The organism is Thiomicrospira sp. WB1 (assembly GCF_001507535.1).
GTDB lineage: Bacteria > Pseudomonadota > Gammaproteobacteria > Thiomicrospirales > Thiomicrospiraceae > Hydrogenovibrio.
In genome coordinates, this window is record NZ_LQBN01000002.1 from 359,634 (window position 1) to 383,410 (window position 23,777).

Here is a 23,777-nt window from a genome sequence, read left to right on the forward strand (position 1 = left end):
TTTTTTATGTTGCAATTGTCTGACGTCTCACTTCGAGTCGGCCCCGATCCACTGATAGAACACGCCTCTCTGACGATCCACCCCGGCCAGAAAGTCGGGTTGATCGGTGCCAATGGCAGTGGCAAATCCACTCTGTTCAGAGCGATCGCCGGGGATCAGACACTGGAGACCGGTGAAATCACTCAGCCCCCTGGCTGGTGCATGGGACAGGTTGCTCAGGAACTGCCAGCCACCGATACCCCCATGCTTGAATTCGTGATGCGGGGGGATGAGCTCTATGCGCACGCCCGGGATCAGGTCAACGCCGCCCAGGCACAGCAAGACGATCTGGCCCTCACTCAGGCCTGGGACCGGATGGACCAGATCGATGGCTATCGGGTTGAGCCGGCCGCCAAGCAGATGCTGATGGGCCTGGGGTTTACGGATGCCGATTTTGCCAAACCGGTATGTGAATTTTCCGGGGGATGGCAGGTGCGTTTGAAGCTCGCACGCGCCCTGATGCAGCGTTCGGATCTGTTACTGCTGGATGAGCCCACCAACCATCTCGACATCGAAGCCGTGGCCTGGCTGATTCAATGGCTGCAGTCTTTCTCCGGCGCGTTGTTGGTGATTTCGCATGATCGGCATTTTCTGGACGAAGTGGTGGAGGGTATTGCGCACCTGTCAAACAAACGTTTGTCGTACTACCGAGGGAACTTTGCCGCGTTTGAACGCCAGCGCAACGAGCAGTTGATGCAACAGCAGGCACTGCACGACAAACAAAAACAGCAGATGCAGCACTTAAAAACATTCATTGACCGGTTTCGAGCCCAGGCAACCAAAGCCAAACAGGCCCAGAGCCGGATCAAAGCGCTGGAACGTATGGAAACCGTGGCAGCGGTTCAGGCCAGCAATCAGTTCCGGTTTGAATTTTTTACGCCGGCCCAACTTCCTGACCCCATGCTTAGTGTGTCTGAACTGCGATTTGCCTATGACCCGTCAACGCCTGCGATTCTCGACCAGGTGTCTTTGACATTGCGGGCCGGAGATCGCATTGGTCTGGTCGGCGTCAATGGTTCCGGTAAAAGTACATTGCTCAAGTGCCTGGTGGGTGACTTGACGCCGACCAAAGGCAAGGTTGTGGCGGCAAAAGGGCTGAAAATGGCTTACTTTGCTCAGCACCAGCTGGAGGCGTTGCAGCTGGACCACTCGCCGATGGCTCACTTGCAGCAGCTCACTCATGACGACGGATCACGCGTGACCGACCAGCAAGCCAGGGATTTTTTGGGACAGTTTGGGTTTAGCGGAGACAAAGCGCTGGAGCGAGTCAAGGGGTTTTCGGGGGGCGAAAAAGCCCGGCTGTCTCTGGCTTTGATGGTGTTCCAAAAACCAAACTTGCTGATTATGGACGAGCCCACCAACCATCTGGACATGGAAACCCGCGATGCGCTGGACATGGCGTTGCAGGAATTTGCCGGCGCCCTGATTCTGGTGACTCATGATCAGCATTTGCTCAGCAGTCTGGTGGACCAATTCTGGTGGGTGCACCAGGCTCAGGTCCAACCGTTTCATGGCAGTCTGGAAAGCTATCTCCAGCAACGGCTTCAGTCACTGAAAACCAATTCGTCTGACCCGCGTGACGTTGAAGCTGGTGCCGCTGGCCCCAAATCCAAAAAAGCCACACGCCAGGCGGCCGCGCAAAAGCGTCAGGCCTTGCAAAAACAACTGGCCCCCATTAAGAAACGGCTGACGACACTGGAAAAAGAAATCAAAGTGTGTGAAAGTGCTCTGGCTGATTTGCACGAAATCATGGCGGATTCAGCCTTGTATCAGGCCGATCAGAGTGATCGTTTGCAGAAGTGTTTAAAAGAAGAGGCGCAATGGCAGGCCCGTCAGGAAGAGGCGGAAGAGCAATGGTTGTTGGCGCAGGAAAATCTGGAAGCGGTCAAACTGGAATGCGACGCATAAAAAAGCCCGTTGCACAAGAACGGGCCATAGAATCAAACCGGCCTGAAGGCATCAGGCTCGGATGATGGAGGCTGAAACTCAGCTCACCTGGTTTTCCGCGCTGCAGCCACGGAAGGCACACCCATGCTTCAGACCCAGTTTGCGCAAAATCAGCACCATCGGACAAAATCCGAACACGCCGGAAATCAGCAGGTTCAACCCGATGAAGGCGGTCAGCAGCAACCACAGAGGTGAAAAATAATAGGTGAGTGCCGCCGAGAGCAGCACCATGGTTCCGACGATCAGCATCATGACTTTTTCAATGGTCATAGGGACATCCTTTTCTTGTCTTAGAGAACTTTCTTAAAAACCTGCACAATCTTAATCACGCTGGCAAAAATTGCAATCGCTGAGGCAAAAATAACCAGGCCTGGTTGGGTTTCACCGGGCCTCCCGCTGCTGCCTTTTCATTACGCACGAAAAACAGTATAATTCGCGGCTAATTTCAATTTTGTCGCAAACCGTTGGAATAAAGAACGCTGTTCGCGGCCGAGCAGGGGCTGGTCGTCTCGGTTTCGGGTTTGGGCAAAGCAGAACGAATTCACTTTTAACCAATTTGAGATGGACGCCAATGCAAGTATCAGTCGAAAAACCGAAGGAAGGTCTGGAACACACAATGAATGTCACGCTGCCGGCCGATAGCCTGGACAGCAAAGTGGACAAGAAACTGGCTCAGATGCGCCGCAATGTCAAAATGGACGGCTTCCGTCCTGGCAAAGTACCGATGAAAATCGTCAAGCAGCGCTATGGCCAGCAGGTTTTTCAGGAAATGATGGGCGAAGCGGTTCAGGAATCGTTTTACGATGCCATCCAAAAAGAAGACCTGAACATCGCGGGCCAGCCTCAGATTGATGAGTTGGATCACAAAGACGGGCAAATTGTTTACACCGCGCGTTTTGAAGTCTTCCCAGAAGTGACGCTGCCGGATTTTGCCAAGCTGAAAGTCGAAAAGATCACCTCTGAGATCACAGACAAAGACGTCGATGCGATGATCGATAAGCTGCGTGAGCAGAAAGCAGCCTGGAAACCTGCCAATGGCAACAAAAAAGCCCGTGAAGGCGAACAGGTGATCATTGACTTCGTTGGTAAAAAAGACGGCGAACCGTTTGAAGGCGGTTCCGCGGAAGATGTGCCGCTGGAACTGGGCTCCGGTCGCATGATCCCCGGTTTTGAAGACGGCATCATCGGCATGAAAAAAGGCGAAGAAAAGACCATCGAAGTGACCTTTCCGGAAGATTATCAGTCGGAAGAATTGAAAGGGCAGACGGTCACGTTTGACATCACGGTTCACTCGGTGCAGACCAAACAGATGCCGGAAGTGGACGAAGAATTTGTCAAGTCCTTCGGCGTGGAAGAGGGCACAGAAGAGGCCTTGCGCAAAGAAATCCGTGACAACATGGAAAAAGAATTGCAGCGTACCGTTGATAACAAAAACCGGACGGCCGTGATGGATGCCATTGCCGAAGCGGTTGACCTGACGGTACCGCAGTCGCTGATCGATCAGGAAGCTCAGTCTCTGATGCAACAGCAGATGCAGCAATTCCAGCAGCAGGGTTTAAAACCGGAAGATCTGGGCATGACGCCGGAAACCTTCAAGACGGATGCGGAAAAACGTGTCAAAATCGGCCTGATCCTGGGCGATGTGATCAAAGAACACAAGTTGCAGGCCAGTGACGAGGATCGTCGTGCTTACATCGAAGAGCAGGCCTCTTCCTACGAAGATCCGCAGGAAGTGATCGACTGGTACGCCAAAAACCCGAATGCACAGAAAGAAGTGGATGCGATTCTGGTTGAAAAGCAGATCATGCAGATGGTGCTGGATAAAGCCAAAACTAAAGAAGTCAAAAAAGCCTTTGACGAGGTTGTGGCGCCCGGCGCTTAAGCTTGCCTGAACGGTTTGCTGAAAAGCGATAAACGATCCGCGTAATGGTCTCTGACCGTTGCGCGGATTTTTTTTACCGCATTTATTTTTCGACCGACAACCGCTAAGATATTCGTATTGCGTGACGCCAACTCAGCGTCCATTTGATTTACGCCAACACACAAAGGAACACACATGTCATCCATGCCGATTCAAGACGCCCTGATCCCGATGGTCATTGAACAAACCAGTCGAGGGGAGCGCTCGTTCGACATCTATTCACGCCTGTTAAAAGAGCGCGTTATCTTTCTGGTGGGGCAGGTCGAAGACCAGATGGCTAATCTGATTGTGGCCCAGCTGCTGTTCCTGGAATCGGAAAACCCGGATAAGGACATCCATCTTTATATTAATTCGCCGGGTGGCAGTGTGTCTGCCGGGATGGCCATCTATGACACCATGCGATTCATCAAACCGGATGTCAGCACCATGTGCATCGGCCAGGCAGCAAGCATGGGCTCCTTTCTTCTTTCCGCAGGGGCAAAGGGGAAGCGTTTTTCTCTGCCCAATTCCCGCATTATGATTCACCAACCACTGGGTGGCTTTCAGGGGCAGGCTTCCGACATCGAAATCCATGCCAAGGAAATCCTGCAGGTCAAAAGCCGTTTGAATAAAGCCCTGGCGGAGCACACGGGCCAACCCATGGACATCATCGAGCGGGACACCGACCGGGATAATTTCATGAATGCCGATGAGGCGTGTGAATACGGCCTGGTGGACAAGGTCATTACCCAGCGTTAAGGTTGAATTGACGCACGCCGTCCCCATTATTTAAATACGAATCAAAAAAGGCTGCCTGAATGAGTGGAAAAACCCTGTATTGTTCTTTTTGCGGTAAAGCACAGGACGAAGTCAAAAAATTAATCGCGGGCCCGTCGGTCTATATTTGCGACGAATGCGTTGAACTGTGTAACGACATCCTGCAGGAAGAATTCGGTGAAGAAGCCGGTGAGTCGGGACTTGGTTTTGAATTAACCGACTTGCCCACGCCTCAGGAAATCAGTCACATTCTGGATGACTACGTCATCGGTCAACAGCAGGCCAAGAAAGTTCTGGCGGTGGCGGTTTACAATCATTACCGCCGTTTGCAGCAAGGCTACAAAAAGGACGAGGTCGAGTTGGACAAAAGCAACATTTTGCTGATCGGCCCGACCGGTTCGGGGAAAACCCTGCTTGCTCAGACGCTGGCGCGTTTACTGGACGTTCCGTTTGCCATCGCCGACGCCACCACGTTGACCGAAGCCGGTTATGTGGGCGAAGACGTGGAAAGCATCTTGCTGAAGTTGCTGCAGCGCTGTGATAACGATCCGGAAAAAGCGGAACGCGGCATCATCTACATTGATGAAATCGATAAAATCACCCGAAAATCCGAAAACCCTTCGATCACGCGTGATGTGTCCGGCGAAGGGGTTCAGCAGGCCCTGCTGAAGCTGATTGAGGGCACCGTGGCCAGTATTCCGCCCCAGGGTGGACGCAAACACCCGAATCAGGACATGATTCAGGTGGACACCTCCAAAATCCTCTTTATTGTGGGTGGGGCCTTCGAAGGCCTGGCAAAAATCATTGAACAGCGCACGGAAAAAAATGCCGGTATCGGTTTTGCCGCTGAAGTCAAATCCAAGGAAAAGTCGGATCAGCCTTCGCGTGCGTTACGTCAGATTGAACCGGAGGATTTGAACAAATTCGGCCTGATCCCAGAATTCGTGGGGCGGTTGCCTGTGATCGCCTCGCTGGACGAGTTGGATGAGAAAGCGCTGATTGAAATCCTGACCGAGCCAAAGAATGCGCTGATCAAACAGTACGAAAAGATGTTCGAGCTGGAAGGGGTCGAGTTGCAATTCCGCAAAGACGCATTGAGTGAAATCGCTAAGCTGGCGATTGAACGAAAAACCGGTGCACGTGGGCTGCGTTCGATTTTGGAAAAAACCTTGCTAGACACCATGTACGAACTGCCAAGCATCCAGAATCTGGAAAAGGTGGTGGTCAACAGAGCCGTGATTCAAGGCAAAAAGAAACCGGTACTGATGTACGCGGAATCAGCCAAGCAGGCTTCGAGTTAACTTATAAGAAAGTGAGACCTTCATGGACATAGAACAAATCGATTATAAAAACAATGTGTTTGTGCTGGCACTGAGAGACGTTGTGGTATTTCCCGGCATGGTTGTGCCGTTGTTTGTTGGACGGGAAAAATCCATGAACGCTTTGAACGCCGCCATGAAGGCTGACAAGCAAATTTTTCTGATCACTCAGAAGGACGCAAGCGATACCACACCGGAACTGGATCATCTGTATCAGACCGGTGTCATGGCCAATATCCTGCAGCTGTTAAAGCTACCGGATGGCACGATTAAGGTCTTGGTTGAAGGCATCAAACGTTTCAAGCTCTTGGGACTGGAAGATAGTGGTGAGTATTTGACCGGCGAAGTGTCCGAGGTGACCTCTGACGAAACCACCGATCAGGAAGTGGAAGCGTTGGTGCGTACCATTCAGACCCGTTTTGATGAATACGCCTCGCTCAAGCGCAAAATTCCGAGCGAAGTCAAAAAGACGGTGGAAAAAACCACCGAACCCAACCGCTTGGTGGACACCATTTCCGCGCATTTAAAGCTGGGAATCGAGGAAAAGCAGCAATTACTGGAGATTCTGTCCGTTAAGGCACGTCTGGAGCACATACTCTCCACGCTTGAAGTCGAAATTGACTTGCTGGAGTCGGAAAAACGGATCAACCAGCGCGTCAAAAAGAAGATGGATCAGACTCAGCGCAATTTTTATTTGAATACCAAGCTGCAGGCAATCCATGAAGAGCTGGGCGATGAGTCGGAAGACGGCAAAACCGAAATGGCCCGACTGCAGGAGAAAATTGAACAGTCCGACATGAGCCAGGGGGCGCGTGATGCGGCCCAGGAAGAATTGCGCAAGCTCAAAATGATGCAGCCCCAGTCGCCCGAGGCCAACATCATCCGCACCTACATCGACTGGTTGCTGGCGTTGCCCTGGAAAAAACGCTCTCGTGTGTCCAAGGATCTGATCAAGGCTCAGGCGCTGCTGGACAAAGAGCATTATGGTCTTGAAAAGGTGAAGGAGCGCATTGTCGAGTACCTGGCCGTGCAAAAGCGGGTCAATAAGATCAAAGGGCCGATTTTGTGTCTGGTCGGGCCGCCAGGGGTAGGTAAAACCTCACTGGCTCGTTCGATTGCCAGCGCAACGCGACGGAAATTCGTGCGTATGTCCCTAGGCGGCGTGCGTGACGAAGCTGAGATTCGGGGACATCGTAAAACCTATCTGGGCGCCATGCCGGGACGTATTATTCAGAAAATGAAAAATGCCGGTACCCGCAACCCATTGTTCCTGCTGGACGAAATCGACAAAATGGGACGGGACCATCGGGGGGATCCAGCCAGTGCGCTGCTGGAAGTCCTCGATCCGGAGCAAAACAATCGCTTCAATGATCACTATCTCGAAGTGGATTATGATCTGTCGGATGTGATGTTTGTGGCGACCTCCAACTCCATGGACATTCCCGAACCTTTGCTGGATCGGATGGAAATTATTAATCTTTCCGGCTACACCGAAAATGAAAAAGCGCACATCGCACAGGAACATTTGCTGCCCAAAGCCATGAAAGACCATGGTGTGAAAGAAGGGGAGCTTTCGGTGTCTGGGGAGGCCATCACCGAAATCATCCAGAAATACACTCGGGAGGCCGGGGTACGTCTGCTGGATCAGCAGTTGGCAAAACTATGCCGTAAAGCGATCACCCGTCTGGTGACGGATCAGGCAGAGGCGCCGATCCGCATTGATGTGGCGGCCTTGAATGACTACCTGGGTGTGCCCAAGTATCGCATAGGTCTGGCTGACGAACAGAACCGGATCGGTCAGGTAGCGGGACTCGCCTGGACACGTGTGGGCGGCGATCTGCTGCGTATAGAAGCGACGGCAATGCCCGGTAAGGGCACACACACCTCGACAGGGCAGTTGGGCAGTGTGATGGAAGAATCCACCAAAACCGCCATGAGTGTGATTCGCAGCCGTCACAAAGAGCTGGGACTGGACGGTGACTTTTATGAAAAGAAAGATGTACACCTTCACTTCCCTGAAGGGGCCACCAAAAAAGACGGCCCCAGTGCTGGCATTGCCATTTGCACCGCTATTGCTTCGGTTCTGACACACATTCCCGTGCGCCGGGATGTGGCGATGACGGGGGAAATTACTTTGCGTGGCGAGGTGCTGCCAATCGGCGGACTGAAAGAAAAATTGCTCGCCGCGGGCCGTGGGGGCATTAAAACCGTTCTGATCCCCTATGAAAACGTACGTGACCTGAGTGAAATCTCTGATGAAGTGAAAGCCGGTCTCGACATCCATCCTGTGCAATGGATCGATGAAGTCTTCGCCATTGCCTTGGCGGATCTGCCGGAGGCATTCAGTGCTTATGCCGAAGCTGAGAACCCGGCATTGCATCATTTAAGAGGCCTGTCGCTGGAAGGACGTTTGCATGAAGCCGAAGCGGGCGCAGCCCTGAGCAATCGGGATTTTGGCAAGGATTCCGGTAAAAAAACGCGCAAACACCACTGAAAACACCGGTTTTTGCGCATTGGCGCTTGACAGCCCTTGTTTGACGCTGATATAACTACCTCAAGCCTAATTCAGGTGGACAGAATACTTAAAATACTTATGGAGAAACTTGAATCATGAATAAGACTGAACTAGTGAGTGCCATTGCAGACGAAGCCGGTTTGACCAAAGCAGACGCCGCCAAAGCATTGGATGCAACCGTGAACAATGTCACCAAAGCATTGACCTCTGGTGATTCGGTTGCGATCATCGGATTTGGTACGTTTAAAGTGGGCGAGCGTTCAGCGCGTACCGGCCGTAACCCACAGACTGGCGCGGAAATGAAAATCCCAGCAGCCAAAGTACCGAAGTTCACCCCTGGTAAAGCATTGAAAGAAGCGGTTAACTAAACCGCTTTTTTGCATCGGGATCAAGCCATCCCGCTCCAAATCAAACCCGTCTGATAAGATCGCATTAGTGCATCATGTCGACGGGTTTTTTTGTTTGTATGGACCGCTGATTCTGGGCGTTTTTCTCAGCATTCTGGCCAGTCAAAAAAATGTAAAAAAAGCCTCAAAAGGGTTTGACAACCTGGGCTGGGGCCTTATAATACGCCCATCTGTTAAGCGAGGCATCCAAAAGATTCCAAGCCTAACAAACACGTTTTTCTTACCCGGAAAAACATGCGATTTGACAGAATGGGTGATTAGCTCAGTTGGGAGAGCATCGCCCTTACAAGGCGAGGGTCGCTGGTTCGAGCCCAGCATCACCCACCATTCTCTTAAGTTGCAGTACGGAGTGGTAGTTCAGTTGGTTAGAATACCTGCCTGTCACGCAGGGGGTCGCGGGTTCGAGTCCCGTCCACTCCGCCATTTTTTTCGAATGCCGATAATTTCGTTATCCATTCGGGTGATTAGCTCAGTTGGGAGAGCATCGCCCTTACAAGGCGAGGGTCGCTGGTTCGAGCCCAGCATCACCCACCATATCTCTTCGGAGTGGTAGTTCAGTTGGTTAGAATACCTGCCTGTCACGCAGGGGGTCGCGGGTTCGAGTCCCGTCCACTCCGCCATCTATTATTGTCATGACACTTATAAGCTTCTCTTTGCTTAGCCTTGGCACAATTCTCTTTTTGACTTCTGATTTTTACCAGGCCTGCTTGTACCGGTCACAAAATCATTTAGAATGATTTGATTTGTTCAGGTATGCCTTTATGAAACCGAATTCCTGCGAAACGATTGCGTTGACGCAATTCAGCCATGGGGCTGGTTGTGGTTGCAAAATTTCGCCTAAACTGCTGGACCAAATGCTGGTTTCCAACCTTGCCGAAGTCGCTGTGCCCAATTTGTTGGTCGGCAATGACGCTCGGGACGATGCCGCCGTGTATGATCTGGGCAATGGCCACTCCGTTATCAGTACCACCGACTTTTTTATGCCCATTGTCGATGACCCCTTTACGTTTGGTCGGATCGCGGCGACCAATGCGCTCAGTGACGTCTATGCCATGGGCGGCCATCCTTTGATGGCAATCGCCATATTCGGCTGGCCCATTGATGACTTGCCGCCCGAAGCTGGCCAACAAGTTCTCGAAGGTGGGCGCCGTGCCTGTCAGGATGCCGGGATTCCCTTGGCGGGCGGGCATTCGATTGATACCACCGAACCAATTTTTGGCCTGGCCGTGACCGGTCAGATTGAAAATCACTATCTAAAACGCAACACGGATGCCGAGGTCGGTGCGCAGATTTTTCTGACCAAGCCTTTGGGAATCGGTATCCTGACCACGGCCCAAAAACAAAACAAGCTGCAACCGACCCATTTGCAAATGGCGATTGAAAGCATGACCGCTCTGAATCGGGTGGGTGAAGCCTTTGCCAAAATCGATGGGGTGAGCAGCCTGACCGATGTAACAGGCTTTGGCCTGTTAGGCCATTTGCTTGAAATCTGTGAAGGCAGTGACCTGGCCGCCCGGCTGGCTTATGACCAAGTACCGGTTTTGCCGCATGTGAACCACTACTTGTCCCTTGATTGTGTCCCTGGCGGCACCCATCGCAACTATGAAAGTTACGGACACAAAGTGAGTGATGAGTTAACCGCTGATCAGAAACATCTGTTATGTGACCCACAAACTTCTGGAGGCCTGCTCGCCATTGTCAGACCGGATGCGGTGGATGCGTTTCAGGCTTGCGCGGCTCAGCACGGTCTCGAGTTAACGCCAATTGGCGAAACGTTGCCATATCAGCCCGGTTCAGCGCGCATCGAGGTGGTCTGATGACATCCGATTTACCTTTGACCGATGATTTCGAATCGATTGTATTAAACCAGGTTCCATTAATCGATGTTCGCGCGCCCATTGAATTTCAGCAGGGCGCGTTTGAACACAGCGTCAACCTGCCGTTAATGAACGATGCGGAACGTGAACAGGTGGGACGCTGTTACAAAGAACAAGGTCAAAAAGCAGCGATTCAACTCGGACATGAACTGGTCAATGCAACGATTCGAGAGCCGCGGATTGATGCGTGGCAAGCTCAGTTGAAAGCTCAGCCGGAAACCCTGCTTTATTGTTTTCGTGGCGGCATGCGTTCCCAGATCGCCCAGCAATGGGTGGCCGAGCGCGGCCTTTCGGTGCCCAGAATCAAAGGGGGCTACAAAGCCTTTCGTCGCTACCTGTTGGACTATTTGCAAAGCTTTCCGGAAACCGTCCATCAAACCGGCACACAAATCTGGGTTATCGCCGGGCGCACTGGTTCCGGCAAAACCCGTTTGCTTGAACGACTGGCGCACAGTCTGGACCTGGAAAAACTGGCGCACCATCGTGGCTCTGCGTTCGGTCGTCATGTGACTCCTCAGCCCACACAGATTGATTTTGAAAACCGCCTGGCTGCAGAACTGATACGACGATTGCATCAAAGCAGGCATTTGGTTGTGGAAGATGAGGCGGGGCACATCGGATCGGTCAACCTTCCTCACCCGGTGCACAATGCATTTCAATCCGGTCAGCGTGTGCTATTGGAAACGCCTCTGGACCAACGCGTTGAGATCACGTTTGATGAGTATGTGATTCAGGCTCAGCAGGCCTACCCGGACCAGTCGGCCTGGGCTGAATTCATGCGTCAGGCATTTTACCGGATCCGCAAGCGTCTGGGCGGTGAGCGCTATCAGCGGGTGTTGCAGGCATTTGATCAGGCCGAGGCGTTACAGCTCAAACAAGCAAACCCGAACGCCCATCGACGTTGGATCGAAATCCTGCTGCAGGAATACTATGATCCCATGTACGATTATCAGATGAAAAAACACCCCAAGACATTCCAGTTTCGTGGAAACATGCAGGCATTGCAGGCCTTTATGGCGGATCAGACAAACGTTGAGACAGGTTAAGAAACCCAAATACCGGGGGAGGGGCATACGCCCTGAGCTGGGCGCATGCGAAAACGTCAGATCACAAAAACTTACCCGGCCGTGATGTTGTAACCACCGTCCACATAAGTGATTTCACCGGTGATGCCCGAAGCGAGGTCGGAACACAGGAAAGCGGCGGTGTTACCGACTTCCTCAATGCTGACGTTACGACGCAACGGGGTGGACTCGGCCGCTTTATCAAGCATGCTGCGGAAGTCTTTGATCCCGGAGGCCGCAAGGGTGCGAATCGGACCGGCAGAGACGGCATTCACACGGATGTTCTCCTGGCCCAAATCGGCGGCGAGATAGCGAACCGTGGCTTCCAATGAGGCTTTGGCAATGCCCATGACATTGTAATTGGGAACGGCTTTTTCTGCGCCCAGATACGACAGGGTCACAATCGATCCCTGATTGGCTTTGAGCATGTCGTGGCCCGCCTTGGCCAGTGCAGTCAGACTGTAAGCGGAAATGTCATGCGCCGTGGCAAACCCATCGCGGGTGGAGGCGTCAATCATGCGGCCTTCCAGTTCAGCACGCGGTGCAAAAGCGACCGAATGCACCAGAATGTCCAAGCCATCCCAATGTTGTTTAAGGTCCGCAAACACCTGATCAATTTGATCGTCCGAGGCCACATCCAATGGGAATACCAGCTCGCTGCCCAGTTCCGCGGCAATTTTTTCCACACGTCCTTTGAGCTTGTCGTTCTGGTAAGTCAAAGCAATCTCGGCCCCTTGCTCATGCATCTGTTTGGCAATGCCATACGCAATGGATTTGTTGTTTGCGACGCCGACGATCAATGCTTTTTTGCCTGAAAGAAATCCCATCCTGTCTCCTTAGTTTTGTTTCCCAGTGGATTCATGAATGAACGTATTATACCCGCAATGGACCGATCGCTGAAAGTTTGCGATTTTGCTGGAAGCCCACTAAACTTAATGGCTTGTATGCAGTGTCTGAACGGACAGGCGTTGCGGGTTTCCATCGAAGGCAAGAGTGGTGTCACCATTGGGCAGGATACAACAACGCATGGTCGGTGTCTTACTGGCGCTCATGTTTGGGCTTCAGTTGAGCGGTTGCAGCCAGGACGATCCCTGGAATCGTCCCTATACTCAATCTCAAGCCCAAAGTAACACTCTGTTCAGCAGTTTTGCCACGCCGCCCAAGCATCTGGACCCGGTGCGCTCCTACAGCGCCAATGAGTGGGCGATTATCTCGCAAGTCTATGAACCGCCTTTGCAGTACCAGTACTTGAAACGCCCTTACACGCTCGAGCCATTGACCCTGACGCAGATGCCGGAGCAACGTTTTCTCGACGAACGTCAACAACCTGTTGATGCCGATTCCGACCAGGTTCGTTACACCGAATACCATTTCTACCTGCGTGACGACATCCGCTATCAGCCGCATCCGGCCTTTGCACGCGATAAAGACGGACAGTTTCTCTATCACAATTTGACGCCCGCACAACTGGACGGTTTGGAACGGCCGGGAGATCTAGCTCAAAGCGGCACCCGTCGGTTGGTCGCGCAGGATTATGCGCTGGCGATCAAACGCATGGCTTACAAGCCCAATCATTCACCCATTCTGGGCAATATGCGTCATCTCATCGTCGGATTGGCGGACTATTCCGACCGTGTCTCCCAGCAGCGCCTTGACTTAACCGCGTTGAGAGACACACCGATTGAAGGCGTTCACGTTCATTCGGACACGCATTTTTCCATTCGCATTCATGGGCGTTACCCCCAGTTTCTATACTGGCTGAGCATGAACTTCTTCGCCCCGATCCCTTGGGAGGCGCTGGCGTTTTACCAGCAACCAGGCCTGGTCAAAAAGAACCTGACTTTGGATACGTATCCGGTCGGAACCGGTCCGTACCGATTGGTGGAAAACAACCCGAACCGACAAATGCACCTGCAACGCAACCCCCATTATCAGCATGGTACCTATCCCTCCGAAGGTCTGCCGGAGGGAGCCGACCCGGCGCTGTTGGCCGATGCAGGACGAGCCCTGCCATTGATTGATGATGTAATTTATTCTCTGGAAAAAGAAAGCGTGCCCCTTTGGAACAAGTTCCTGCAAGGGTATTACGATGCTTCCGGCGTCAGTTCCGACAGTTTTGATCAGGCGATTTCGGTTTCGTCACAGGGCGAACTCAACCTGACACCGGAGATGCAGGAGAAGGGGATTGCCTTTCTGAGCGCGGTGCAACCAACGGTATTTTATCTTGGGTTCAATATGGCCGATCCGGTCGTCGGCGGCTACGACCAATCGGCCCGTCAGTTAAGACAGGCCATCAGCATTGCCGTGGACATGGAAGAATACATCTCCATTTTTCTCAATGGCCGGGGGGTTGCGGCTCAAGGCCCCATTCCGCCTGGTATTTATGGGTATGAGCGCAGTCGTGAGCATTACAATGACGTGGTGTATCGCTGGCAGAAACAAGGACCGGTGCGCCGCTCACTGGACGAAGCCAGAGCCCTGCTCAGCAAGGCAGGGTATCCGAATGGACAAACGCCAGAGGGCGAGCCTTTGACCCTTTATTACGATACGCCTGCCACCGGACCGGATGCCAAGTCGCAATTGAACTGGTATCGCAAGCAACTGGCCAAGCTGGGCATTGAACTGGTGATTCGGGCGACCGACTACAATCGGTTTCAGGAAAAAGTCCGTGGCGCCAAAGTACAACTGTTTTCCTGGGGCTGGAATGCGGACTATCCGGACCCGGAAAATTTTCTGTTTCTGTTGAGCGGAAATCAGGCGGTCATCAATACCAATGGCAGTGGCGTCAACGCGTCGAATTATGACCGGCCTCAATTCAATCAATGGTTTGACCAGGTCAAACGTTTGCCGAATGGGCCCAAACGAAAGGCACTGATCCGAAAAATGGTGCGGCTGGTACAACACGATGCGCCCTGGGTCTGGGGCCTGCATCCCAAAAGCCTGTCCTTGTTCCATAACTGGTACCACAATGTCTGGCCCAACCCCATGGCCAATAACACCCTCAAATACCGGCGGCTTGACCCCGAAACCAGAGTGGCAAACCAACAGGCATGGAATCGGCCTGTGGTCTGGCCCCTGTGGCTGCTTGGTGCGCTGATTCTGGTTTCTATCTATCCCTTGATGGCGGCTTACCGTAAACGGCAACAGCAAACCCTTACACAGCCGGCTATAAGTCAGAAAAGCACCTCGGATCAAGGCAAACAAACCCGGGAGGACGTCTGATGTTGGCTTACATGGTGCGACGGCTTCTCTACGCTGTGCCCATTCTAATCGGGGTGAACCTGATTACGTTTGCGTTGTTTTTTATGGTGAACACGCCTGAAGACATGGCACGCGCCCAGTTGGGTGCCAAACAGACCAGCCCGGAAATGATCCAGGCATGGAAAGAAAATCACGGTTACGACAAGCCTCTTTTTTTCAACTCGCAGGCAGAGGGCGTCAACACACTGACACAAACCCTGTTTGTTCAGGAGTCGCTCAAACTGTTCATGCTGGACTTTGGTCAGGCAGATAATGGCCGCCAGATCAGTGAAGACATACAGGAGCGAATGTGGCCTTCGCTGGCCATTGCACTGCCAACATTTCTGATCGGCTTGGTGACCAACATCGCTCTGGCGCTACTGATTGTGCTGTTTCGTGGGTCGGTGCTCGACACCGCAACCATGGTCGTGGCGGTGGCAATCATGTCGATTTCCGGTTTGTTCTACATCATTGCCGGGCAGGTGTTGTTCAGCAAACTCTTGCACTGGGTGCCGATTTCCGGGTATCAGTCGGGCTGGGAAATGTGGCGTTTTCTGATTCTGCCGGTCGCCATTGGTGTGTTCGCGGGCTTAGGGGCAGGCGTGCGCTGGTACCGGAGCATTTTTCTGGAAGAAATCAACAAGGATTACATTCGAACCGCGCGAGCCAAAGGTTTGTCCGAAATTCGTTTGCTGTTTGGGCATCTCCTTCAAAACGGCTTATTACCGATCCTGACCGGGGTGGTGGTGATTATTCCGACCTTGTTTATGGGCAGTCTGATCATGGAGTCATTTTTTGGCATTCCGGGGCTGGGCAGTTACACCATCGATGCGATCAATGCTCAGGATTTCGCCATTGTCAAAGCCATGGTGTTCCTGGGTGCTTTGTTGTACATCATTGGGCTGATCCTAACCGATCTATCCTATGCGCTGTTTGATCCAAGAGTGAGGTTTGACGCATGATGGCCCCGCTTTGGAGTGATTACATGATCTGGTTGCTGGTGTTGTCACTGTTGGCATGGGGGCGTGTATTGCGCCGCTCGCCTCAGGTTCGTGAACAGTGGCTGCAAATCTTTCAGTCCAAAATTGCGATGATCGCTGCCATCGTGCTTTTGGCCTACACTGCCGTCGCCCTTCTAGACTCGGTGCGCTTTGAGGCGGACACTCAGGGCCATCAAACCTTACTGGATGTTGCGTTCGGTGCCACCGCCGACCAGTTCGAGCGCACCTATTCAGCCCCGTTTGCTCAGGTTGAGTATAACCAAAGTCTGGTGACGCTTCCCAACGGAGATGTCGTGCAGCAATATCAACCTCTGCAATGGGTTCAGCCCGAGACGTCGATCCTATGGGCGAGCGCTCAGGTGCTGATGGTCGTCGCTCTGATGACAGCTTTCCTGGTCGCTGGGCATTTGTTCTGGCGTGCGCGAGTCCACGGTCTGACACTGCCAACCTACGCCCGGCAAGTCGGATTGGGGATGACCCGGCTGCCCTGGCGAACCGCGTACCTGACGTTGTTTGGAGTGCTGTTCACAGTGGGCTGGCTGGGATACCTCAGCCAGTTCTACCATGTACTGGGCACCGACAAAGTGGGACAGGATGTGCTCTACACCGCGGTCAAAAGCATTCGCACCGGGGTGTTGATCGGGGTGCTGACCACGCTTGTCATGTTGCCGCTGGCTCTGTTTCTGGGAATCAGTGCCGGGCTTTTCAAAGGCTGGGTGGACGATGCCATTCAATATCTGTACACCACGCTGAATTCCATCCCAGGCGTGCTTTTGATTGCCGCAGCGGTGTTGGTGATGCAGACCATCCTCAATAACAACCCGCAGTGGTTCGGTTCAACCGAAGAGCGGGCCGATTTGCGTTTGCTGTTTCTGGTGTTTATTCTCGGTATGACCAGCTGGACTGGCCTTTGCCGATTGTTACGCGCCGAAACTCTCAAGTTATCTCAGGTGGAATTCGTCACCTCCGCCCGTGCTTTTGGTGTGGGGCGCCTGACCATTATCGTGCGCCACATTATGCCCAATGTCATGCACATTGTGCTGATTGCGGTGGTGCTTGATTTCAGCGGCCTGGTGCTGGCCGAAGCCGTGTTATCCTACGTCGGAGTCGGGGTCGATCCGACCATGCACAGCTGGGGCAATATGATCAATCAAGCTCGCCTGGAAATGGCACGCGAGCCTATGGTCTGGTGGTCGCTGTTTTCGGCCTTTATTTTTATGTTTTTACTGGTCCTTGCGGCCAATTTATTTTCCGATCGCGTGCAACGGGTGCTGGATCCACGCACGCAGACGCGTCAATGATCTGAAGGAAAAACGCTATGACCACCGTGCTGGACGTGCAACAATTGACCATTCAAGCCGAGCAGGAAACCCTGGTGAAGTCGGTCAGTTTTTCCGTTGACGAAGGTGAGATTTTTGCCCTGGTGGGCGAATCCGGCAGTGGCAAATCATTGACGGCCATGGCGATTATGCGTCTGTTGCCCGAGGCATTGACTGTGACCGGCGGCCAGGTTGATCTGCATGGGGAAAACCTGTTTTCACTGCCTGAAAAAATGATGCAGACCGTACGGGGTCGCAAAATTGCCATGATTTTTCAGGAACCGATGACCTCGTTGAACCCGGTGATGACCATCGGTGCTCAGGTCAGCGAAGTCCTGACTCGACACCTGAACCTTTCACGGGCCCGTGCCAAGGACCGCACCATTCAACTGTTTGAAGAGGTCGGCATCCCCAATCCATCCGAGCGCGTTGATTGGTATCCACATCAGTTGTCGGGTGGTCAGAAGCAACGGGTAATGATCGCCATGGCACTGGCCTGCGAACCGGATGTGCTGATCGCGGATGAACCCACCACTGCATTGGATGTCACCATTCAAGCTCAGGTTTTGCGTCTGCTTAAATCCTTGCGAGACAAACACGGCCTGTCAATTTTGTTCATTACTCACGACATGGGCGTGGTGTATGAAATGGCCGATCGGGTTGCGGTGATGCAGCGAGGCCAGTTGATTGAGCAGGCCGAAACCCAACACTTTTTTGACCGCCCGATTGAGGCCTACACCCAAAAATTACTGGCCGATGCCGTGCCGGTATCTGATTTTAAGCCGGTTTTGCAGCGCCCGCCTTTGCTGGAGATTACGGATCTGAAAGTACACTTTCCCATCCGAAAAGGAATTTTTCAGCGCACTGTGGACCATGTCCGGGCTGTTGATGGGGTCAGTCTCCGGATCGGCAAGGGAGAAACCCTGGCGCTGGTTGGGGAATCAGGCAGTGGCAAAAGCACCATTGGTCAGGCCATTCTAAAATTAGTGCAGGCCACGCATGGCCGTGTGGTGTTTGAACAGGGCGGGGAATCGCATGAGCTGGTGGCCTTAAAAGAGAAGCAAATGAAACCCTTGCGACAGAAACTGCAAGTGATTTTTCAAGACCCATTTTCCGCACTGAATCCGCGCATGACGGTGGGCGACATCATCGCCGAAGGCATGCAGAGTCTCAACGTCGGGCCCACTGACAAAGCAGGCCGGGCCAAACGCATTCAGACGTTACTGGAACAGGTCGGGCTTCGCCCGGAGCATGCACGCCGCTATCCGCATGAATTTTCCGGGGGTCAACGCCAACGCATCGGCATTGCCCGTGCGCTGGCGGTGGAGCCGGAGCTGATCATCTGCGATGAGCCCACCAGTGCACTCGATGTGTCGGTCCGGGCGCAGGTGCTGTCCCTGTTGAACCGCTTGCAGCAGGAATATCAGCTGTCGTTTCTGTTCATTACCCACGACCTGTCGATCATTCCCGCCATCGCCCATAAAGTGGCGGTGATGCAGGCGGGCAAGATTGTCGAGCAAGGGGAGGTGGCACAGGTCATGACCCGTCCGCAGCATGCTTACACCCGCCAGTTACTTGACAGCGCTCCCAGCCTGATTCGCAAGCGACTGGCCTGAACCGAACCGGCGGCTTAACTGTCAGCATCGCCTTGTTCCATGGCCAGCAATCGCTGTTGGGTTTTGAGCAGCGAGTCCGGGTTCAAACTGATGCTGTCGATGCCTTGTTCCACCAGAAACGCCGCCATCTCCGGGTAATCCGAAGGCGCCTGTCCACAAAAGCCGGTATGTAGCCCGCACTGCTTGGCGGTTTCAATCGCCATTTGAATCATGGTTTTCACACCGGCTTCGCGCTCATCAAAGCTGCCGGCCACCTGACCGGAATCCCGGTCCACGCCCAGAACTAACTGAGTCAAGTCGTTTGAGCCAATCGAAATCCCGTCAAAGAAGGGGGCAAACGCCTTCATTTGCAACACATTGTTGGGGATTTCGCACATCATATACACCTCCAACCCGTTGTGATGACGGGGCAGGCCATTGTCGGCCATCACTTTCAACGCCTGCTGCGCCTCCGTTACCGTGCGCACAAAGGGCAACATCACCTTGAGATTGGTCAGGCCGAAATCTTCGCGCACGGCCTTGATGGCGGCGCATTCCATGGCAAACGCCGGGGCAAATGATTCAGAAACGTAGCGTGCCACCCCGCGAAAGCCGAGCATCGGATTTTCTTCTCGCGGTTCAAAGGCCGGCCCCCCCAAAAGGGATCGATATTCATTGGATTTGAAATCCGACAGGCGCAACACCACCGGCCTTGGGTAAAAGGCGGCACACAGCGTGGCAATGCCTTCGCTCAGGCGTTGAATAAAAAAGGCTTCGCCCTCATTCTGGTCAAACCCTGCTTGACTCAGAATGTCGACAATCTCTTTCTGGGTTGCCTCGTCTTTGATTGCTTCGGGTTTGATCAGAGCAAGCGGGTGGATTTTGATCGATTCATTGATCATAAACTCCATGCGGGCCAGCCCGACCCCGGCACTGGGCAGAAAGCGATGGCTGAAGGCCATATCCGGATTGGCCAGGTTCAACATCAGATCGGTCTCAGTGGTGCCCAGCTCGCTCAGATCCGTCTCAATTTTTTCAAAAGGCTGTTCGTCTGCATACACCTTACCGGTGTCGCCTTCCACACAGGAGACAGTCACAGTCTGGGTGTCGACCGGCATCAGGTCTGTGGTGGCTTTGCCGCAACCGACAATCGCCGGAATCCCCAGCTCGCGTGCAATGATGGCAGCATGACAGGTCCGTCCGCCGCGGTTGGTGACAATCGCCGCGGCTTTTTTCATGATTGGCTCCCAGTCCGGCGTGGTCATGTCGGTCACCAGAATGTTCCCCGGCTCAAACTGGCTGATTTCGGCGACGTCTTCAATGATTTTGACACGTCCAACCGCGAGCCGATCGCCCACCGCACGACCAGAGGTCAGCACCTGTGCATCGGAGCGGGGATGGATCTGAAACTGGGTCAGACACTGATGGTTTTGGAGGGAACGCACGGTTTCAGGCCGCGCCTGCACGATGTAAAGCTGGCCATCCACGCCGTCTTTGGCCCATTCAATGTCCATGGCTTTGGCCGCTTTCTGATCCACGCTGTAATGTTGTTCAATACGCATGGCGAAATCAGCGAGTTTTAACACCTCGTCATCCGATAAACAAAACCGTCGCCGCTCCTCAACCCGGGTTTGAATGTTTTTAACCGGTGATTTTTTCAGGCCGCTGGTGTCATAAATCATCTTGAGCTTTTTGGCCCCCAGATGACGGCGCAACACATGGCGAAACCCCTGCTCAAAAGTGGGCTTGTGGACATAAAATTCGTCCGGATCCACCGCGCCCTGGACCACATTTTCTCCCAGTCCCCAAGCCCCGGTGATAAACACCACCTGGTCAAAGCCAGATTCGGTGTCAAGGGTAAACATGACCCCGGAACTGGCCAGATCCGAGCGCACCATTTTCTGCACGCCGATCGACAACCCGACCTGAAAATGGTCGAACCCCTTGTCGATGCGATAGTGGGTAGCGCGGTCGGTAAACAGTGAGGCAAAGCAACGTTTACAGGCTTCGACCAGGGCCTCATAGCCAGAAATATTTAGATAAGTTTCCTGCTGGCCGGCAAAACTGGCATCGGGCAAGTCTTCGGCTGTGGCGGAACTGCGCACCGCCAGCGTAATTTCTCCCTCAAAGCGCTGGTTCAGTTCCGACCAGGCCTGGTGAATTTCCCGTTTTAACACCTCGGGCCATTCCGCTTCGATAATGGCTTCACGGATTGCGTGGGTTCGCTCTCCCAGCTCGGTGACATTGTCTGCATCCAGCGTATCCAGTTGTGTGTGTAGAAAGTCCCACAGATCATTGTCGGTCAGAAGTTTCCGATAGGCCTCGGCGGTGATGGCAAAGCCGTCCGGCACGGGAATGCCTTTGGGCGTCAGTGCCTGGAACATCTCTCCCAGCGAAGCGTTTTTCCCCCCGACCAGAGGAATGTCATGAATACCGATTTCATTGAAAAAACGAATGTAGCGCATCGCAGCCTCTCCTGTCATTGCTTGACCCAATTCACCAGGCCTGGTTAAAAGCGCATCGCCCCGGACCATCCCGCTAGCTAATAGTGCGGCGGCGGGGCCTCATCTTTCAGGTCTTTGAGCCCGGCCAGGCCGGTTTGCTCTTCTTTGATCGACTTGAAGGCATCGGACAAGATATTGATCTGTTTCTGCAACAATTGCAGTTGCTGGTGTTGCTGCCCCACGGTGCGGTTCAGCGTTTCAATGGTATCCTGCTGATAGGCGCAGGTCATTTCCAGTTGATCCAGACGTTGTTGCCAATCGCTGTCAGATGGTACTTGGGAGGCGAGGCCCTCAGGGCTTACATCATTGGCCATTGTACCGGCTCCTCTGGTGACACATAACACAGGCTGACGCGGTCGTTGGGTGGCGTCTGCAACGTCAAATCGCTGCTCATTAATTCGTCGCGCCGGAAATAATGACAGCGCAGGGTTTCATTCGCCTGATGGCGACTCAAAAACCGCTCCAATGTGGCCAACGAATCCATTTTAAACCCGTTCAGCGCAATCAACTCATCGCCCGGCGCCAAACCCGCTTCGACTGCGGCTTGACGGTTCCAGATGTGGCGCACCTTCAAGGTTTGGTGTTCAGTCGGCACCAGGTTGACGCCAAGGATCAAAGGCGCTGGAGATTGGGTTTGTTTGGCCTCGTCCACCGGTCCGCCCATGTCTTTGAGGTGGGTGGCAGCCCGCAATGAAAACGCAATGCCAAACTCGGCAAACAGGGTGTCAAAGGGCAGGTCTTCCTGCCCGTCCAGATAACGGGCAAAGAAATCCGTTAAATCCACGCCGCTGACGCGTTCGCAGACTTGTTCGATCTCGTCTTCTTTCAAGCCCCTGCCCGTGCGCCCGTAATCCTGCCAGAGCGTTTTGAGCACATCATCCAGGCTGATCTTTCCCTGAGTCTTATGGCGCAAGGTCAAATCCAATCCTAATGCAATCAAGGCCCCTTTGGTGTAATAGTTGACGATGGCATTGGGTGCGTTTTCGTCCTGCTGATAAAACTTGGTCCAGGTCAGCCGGCTGGATTCGGCCACGCTTTGCTCAAAGCGTCCCGGCAGGCGATAGACTTTGGTCATTTCCTTGCTCAAACGAGCCAAATACGCCGACGCTGTCAGAATGCCCGCTCGCCAGAGGATATTGAGGTCATAAAACGAGGTAATGCCTTCAAACCACCACAGTTGACGGGTGTACACCGGCTCGGTCAGATTCGGGCGTTGATAGACCTCGGGTTGGATGCGTTTGACGTTCCAGGTATGAAAGTACTCGTGTGAACACAGTTCCAGAAAATTCAAATAGCCGTCGGGGTAGGTCGTTTCCCGGCCCAGATAGGGCAAGTCATCGCGGCTGATCATCAGGGCCGTGGAATCCAGATGTTCCAGACCGCCGTAATCATTGGCGGTGACCATCACCTGAAACAGATAGCGCTGAATCGGGTAGGGCGCGCCAAACAGCGACAGTTCGGTTTCGCAGATGCGGGTCAGATCGGCACGGAGTTGTTCGGTGTCTACGCGCTCCCATTCGATTCGACCCGTGAAGACCGCCTGGTGCACAATGCCACAGGCTTCAAATTCGAGCCACTCAAACGATCCGATCTCAACCGGATACTCAATCAAATCCCAATAATCTTTTGCCTGGAAGCGCCCGAACCCCTGGTCGTCGGTCTCAACCGCTGGCAGCGTTGTGGCGACCTGCCAGTCGGTCTGAAAGGGGGCGCTGCCTTTTTCAATCACGACCTCAACCGGCTGCTCACGCTGACCTTCGACCGCCAGAAACACGCTGGTGCCATTGAAAAAGGCATGCGTCTGGTCAAAATGCGCACCTCGCACCGACAAATCCCAGGCGTAAACCTGGTAGCAAATCTCAATCGCGGTCGCAGCGGGCTCGACCTGCCAGTGCGCGGTGTCCAACGGCGTCACAGTCAGTGGCTGACCTTGTTCTGTCTGGGCCCGCAATCCCACCACATGCTTGGCAAAATCGCGCAACAGGTAACTGCCGGGGATCCATTTGGGCAGCGACAGAACCTGACCGGTCGGATCCGGCAGTTCCACCCGAAGCGTGACCTCAAACAAATGCGCATGCGGATGAGCCAGCTGGAGACGGTAGTGCAAAGCAGGCGAGGGCGTGAAAGCCGGTTGCGGTTGCGACGCAAAAAGTGTCATAAAAAACGATTTCCTTTGCTCTTTTTTCGCGCCCCCGAGCGTTGGTGAAAACTCGTTCCACGGTCGTTCACGGCAGGCGGGCGGAATTGGTTATAATGTGTCCCATTTTACGCCA

General features: G+C 53.4%; 17 protein-coding genes and 4 tRNA genes. 16 read left to right on the top strand and 5 right to left on the bottom strand.

What is annotated here, in order from left to right; genetic code table 11:
• Positions 1 to 6 precede the first annotated feature (6 nt).
• Entirely contained in the window at positions 7 to 1,947 is a 1,941-nt protein-coding gene (locus AVO41_RS06070) for an ABC-F family ATP-binding cassette domain-containing protein (protein ID WP_068584239.1), read from the top strand.
• Between the two features lie 78 nt (positions 1,948 to 2,025).
• Here AVO41_RS06070 and AVO41_RS06075 read toward each other — a convergent pair whose 3' ends face one another.
• Entirely contained in the window at positions 2,026 to 2,256 is a 231-nt protein-coding gene (locus AVO41_RS06075) for a DUF2892 domain-containing protein (protein ID WP_068584244.1), read from the bottom strand.
• Positions 2,257 to 2,557: 301 nt separating this feature from the next.
• Here AVO41_RS06075 and tig point away from each other — a divergent pair, with 301 nt between their 5' ends.
• The 11 genes from tig to mnmH all read left to right on the top strand — a co-directional run bounded on the left by tig (position 2,558) and on the right by mnmH (position 11,827).
• Positions 2,558 to 3,868 (top strand): trigger factor, encoded by a 1,311-nt coding sequence (tig, locus tag AVO41_RS06080; protein ID WP_068584247.1) that lies wholly within the window; start codon positions 2,558 to 2,560, stop codon positions 3,866 to 3,868.
• Positions 3,869 to 4,042: 174 nt separating this feature from the next.
• A complete protein-coding gene (gene clpP / locus AVO41_RS06085; RefSeq protein ID WP_068584250.1) occupies positions 4,043 to 4,645 on the top strand; it encodes an ATP-dependent Clp endopeptidase proteolytic subunit ClpP in 603 nt (200 codons plus the stop codon).
• Between the two features lie 59 nt (positions 4,646 to 4,704).
• A complete protein-coding gene (gene clpX / locus AVO41_RS06090; protein ID WP_068584252.1) occupies positions 4,705 to 5,964 on the top strand; it encodes an ATP-dependent protease ATP-binding subunit ClpX in 1,260 nt (419 codons plus the stop codon).
• A 22-nt stretch (positions 5,965 to 5,986) separates the two neighbouring features.
• Positions 5,987 to 8,476: an endopeptidase La gene (gene lon / locus AVO41_RS06095; RefSeq protein ID WP_068584256.1), complete on the top strand. Its 2,490-nt coding sequence runs from the start codon at positions 5,987 to 5,989 to the stop codon at positions 8,474 to 8,476.
• 116 nt (positions 8,477 to 8,592) lie between these two features.
• Entirely contained in the window at positions 8,593 to 8,865 is a 273-nt protein-coding gene (locus AVO41_RS06100; protein WP_019896294.1) for an HU family DNA-binding protein, read from the top strand.
• A 290-nt stretch (positions 8,866 to 9,155) separates the two neighbouring features.
• A tRNA-Val gene (locus AVO41_RS06105) sits at positions 9,156 to 9,231 on the top strand.
• A 19-nt stretch (positions 9,232 to 9,250) separates the two neighbouring features.
• Positions 9,251 to 9,327 (top strand) — tRNA-Asp (locus AVO41_RS06110).
• 35 nt (positions 9,328 to 9,362) lie between these two features.
• Positions 9,363 to 9,438 (top strand) — tRNA-Val (locus tag AVO41_RS06115).
• A gap of 9 nt (positions 9,439 to 9,447) precedes the next feature.
• Positions 9,448 to 9,524 (top strand) — tRNA-Asp (locus AVO41_RS06120).
• Between the two features lie 141 nt (positions 9,525 to 9,665).
• Positions 9,666 to 10,721 carry a selenide, water dikinase SelD gene (selD, locus tag AVO41_RS06125; RefSeq protein WP_068584258.1) on the top strand — a complete coding sequence of 352 codons (1,056 nt, stop codon included), beginning with the start codon at positions 9,666 to 9,668 and terminating at the stop codon, positions 10,719 to 10,721.
• Positions 10,721 to 11,827: a tRNA 2-selenouridine(34) synthase MnmH gene (gene mnmH, locus AVO41_RS06130; protein ID WP_068584262.1), complete on the top strand. Its 1,107-nt coding sequence runs from the start codon at positions 10,721 to 10,723 to the stop codon at positions 11,825 to 11,827. The genes selD and mnmH overlap by 1 nt, the downstream gene beginning before the upstream one ends.
• 71 nt (positions 11,828 to 11,898) lie before the next feature.
• Here the strand turns inward: mnmH and AVO41_RS06135 are convergent, their stop codons facing one another.
• Entirely contained in the window at positions 11,899 to 12,672 is a 774-nt protein-coding gene (locus AVO41_RS06135) for an enoyl-ACP reductase (RefSeq protein ID WP_068584263.1), read from the bottom strand.
• A gap of 199 nt (positions 12,673 to 12,871) precedes the next feature.
• Between AVO41_RS06135 and AVO41_RS06140 the strand changes: the two genes are divergently transcribed.
• From AVO41_RS06140 to AVO41_RS06155, 4 genes are read left to right on the top strand one after another with little or no spacing between them, the layout of a single operon-like run.
• A complete protein-coding gene (locus AVO41_RS06140; protein ID WP_153003496.1) occupies positions 12,872 to 15,067 on the top strand; it encodes an ABC transporter substrate-binding protein in 2,196 nt (731 codons plus the stop codon).
• Positions 15,067 to 16,047: an ABC transporter permease gene (locus AVO41_RS06145; RefSeq protein ID WP_068584266.1), complete on the top strand. Its 981-nt coding sequence runs from the start codon at positions 15,067 to 15,069 to the stop codon at positions 16,045 to 16,047. Before AVO41_RS06140 ends, AVO41_RS06145 begins: the two co-directional genes overlap by 1 nt.
• Entirely contained in the window at positions 16,044 to 17,387 is a 1,344-nt protein-coding gene (locus AVO41_RS06150; protein WP_068584269.1) for an ABC transporter permease, read from the top strand. The genes AVO41_RS06145 and AVO41_RS06150 overlap by 4 nt, the downstream gene beginning before the upstream one ends.
• Positions 17,388 to 17,404: 17 nt before the next feature.
• On the top strand, positions 17,405 to 19,021 hold the full coding sequence (locus AVO41_RS06155; protein ID WP_068584272.1) for an ABC transporter ATP-binding protein: 1,617 nt from the start codon (positions 17,405 to 17,407) through the stop codon (positions 19,019 to 19,021).
• Between the two features lie 14 nt (positions 19,022 to 19,035).
• Here AVO41_RS06155 and ppsA read toward each other — a convergent pair whose 3' ends face one another.
• The 3 genes from ppsA to AVO41_RS06170 all read right to left on the bottom strand — a co-directional run bounded on the left by ppsA (position 19,036) and on the right by AVO41_RS06170 (position 23,662).
• The gene (ppsA, locus tag AVO41_RS06160) at positions 19,036 to 21,465 is read right to left on the bottom strand and encodes a phosphoenolpyruvate synthase (RefSeq protein ID WP_201022855.1); all 2,430 of its coding nucleotides are present in this window, start codon (positions 21,463 to 21,465) and stop codon (positions 19,036 to 19,038) included.
• Positions 21,466 to 21,542: 77 nt separating this feature from the next.
• On the bottom strand, positions 21,543 to 21,818 hold the full coding sequence (locus AVO41_RS06165; protein WP_068584278.1) for a SlyX family protein: 276 nt from the start codon (positions 21,816 to 21,818) through the stop codon (positions 21,543 to 21,545).
• A complete protein-coding gene (locus AVO41_RS06170; RefSeq protein WP_068584282.1) occupies positions 21,803 to 23,662 on the bottom strand; it encodes a M61 family metallopeptidase in 1,860 nt (619 codons plus the stop codon). The genes AVO41_RS06165 and AVO41_RS06170 overlap by 16 nt, the downstream gene beginning before the upstream one ends.
• Between the last annotated feature and the right edge of the window lie 115 nt (positions 23,663 to 23,777).

What these genes read in the sequence shown, in the direction of transcription:
- AVO41_RS06070 (WP_068584239.1), top strand. Translation starts at nt 7, where the DNA reads ATGTTGCAATTGTCTGACGTCTCACTTCGAGTCGGCCCCGATCCACTG.
- AVO41_RS06075 (WP_068584244.1), bottom strand. Translation starts at nt 2,256, where the DNA reads ATGACCATTGAAAAAGTCATGATGCTGATCGTCGGAACCATGGTGCTG.
- tig (WP_068584247.1), top strand. Translation starts at nt 2,558, where the DNA reads ATGCAAGTATCAGTCGAAAAACCGAAGGAAGGTCTGGAACACACAATG.
- clpP (WP_068584250.1), top strand. Translation starts at nt 4,043, where the DNA reads ATGTCATCCATGCCGATTCAAGACGCCCTGATCCCGATGGTCATTGAA.
- clpX (WP_068584252.1), top strand. Translation starts at nt 4,705, where the DNA reads ATGAGTGGAAAAACCCTGTATTGTTCTTTTTGCGGTAAAGCACAGGAC.
- lon (WP_068584256.1), top strand. Translation starts at nt 5,987, where the DNA reads ATGGACATAGAACAAATCGATTATAAAAACAATGTGTTTGTGCTGGCA.
- AVO41_RS06100 (WP_019896294.1), top strand. Translation starts at nt 8,593, where the DNA reads ATGAATAAGACTGAACTAGTGAGTGCCATTGCAGACGAAGCCGGTTTG.
- selD (WP_068584258.1), top strand. Translation starts at nt 9,666, where the DNA reads ATGAAACCGAATTCCTGCGAAACGATTGCGTTGACGCAATTCAGCCAT.
- mnmH (WP_068584262.1), top strand. Translation starts at nt 10,721, where the DNA reads ATGACATCCGATTTACCTTTGACCGATGATTTCGAATCGATTGTATTA.
- AVO41_RS06135 (WP_068584263.1), bottom strand. Translation starts at nt 12,672, where the DNA reads ATGGGATTTCTTTCAGGCAAAAAAGCATTGATCGTCGGCGTCGCAAAC.
- AVO41_RS06140 (WP_153003496.1), top strand. Translation starts at nt 12,872, where the DNA reads ATGGTCGGTGTCTTACTGGCGCTCATGTTTGGGCTTCAGTTGAGCGGT.
- AVO41_RS06145 (WP_068584266.1), top strand. Translation starts at nt 15,067, where the DNA reads ATGTTGGCTTACATGGTGCGACGGCTTCTCTACGCTGTGCCCATTCTA.
- AVO41_RS06150 (WP_068584269.1), top strand. Translation starts at nt 16,044, where the DNA reads ATGATGGCCCCGCTTTGGAGTGATTACATGATCTGGTTGCTGGTGTTG.
- AVO41_RS06155 (WP_068584272.1), top strand. Translation starts at nt 17,405, where the DNA reads ATGACCACCGTGCTGGACGTGCAACAATTGACCATTCAAGCCGAGCAG.
- ppsA (WP_201022855.1), bottom strand. Translation starts at nt 21,465, where the DNA reads ATGCGCTACATTCGTTTTTTCAATGAAATCGGTATTCATGACATTCCT.
- AVO41_RS06165 (WP_068584278.1), bottom strand. Translation starts at nt 21,818, where the DNA reads ATGGCCAATGATGTAAGCCCTGAGGGCCTCGCCTCCCAAGTACCATCT.
- AVO41_RS06170 (WP_068584282.1), bottom strand. Translation starts at nt 23,662, where the DNA reads ATGACACTTTTTGCGTCGCAACCGCAACCGGCTTTCACGCCCTCGCCT.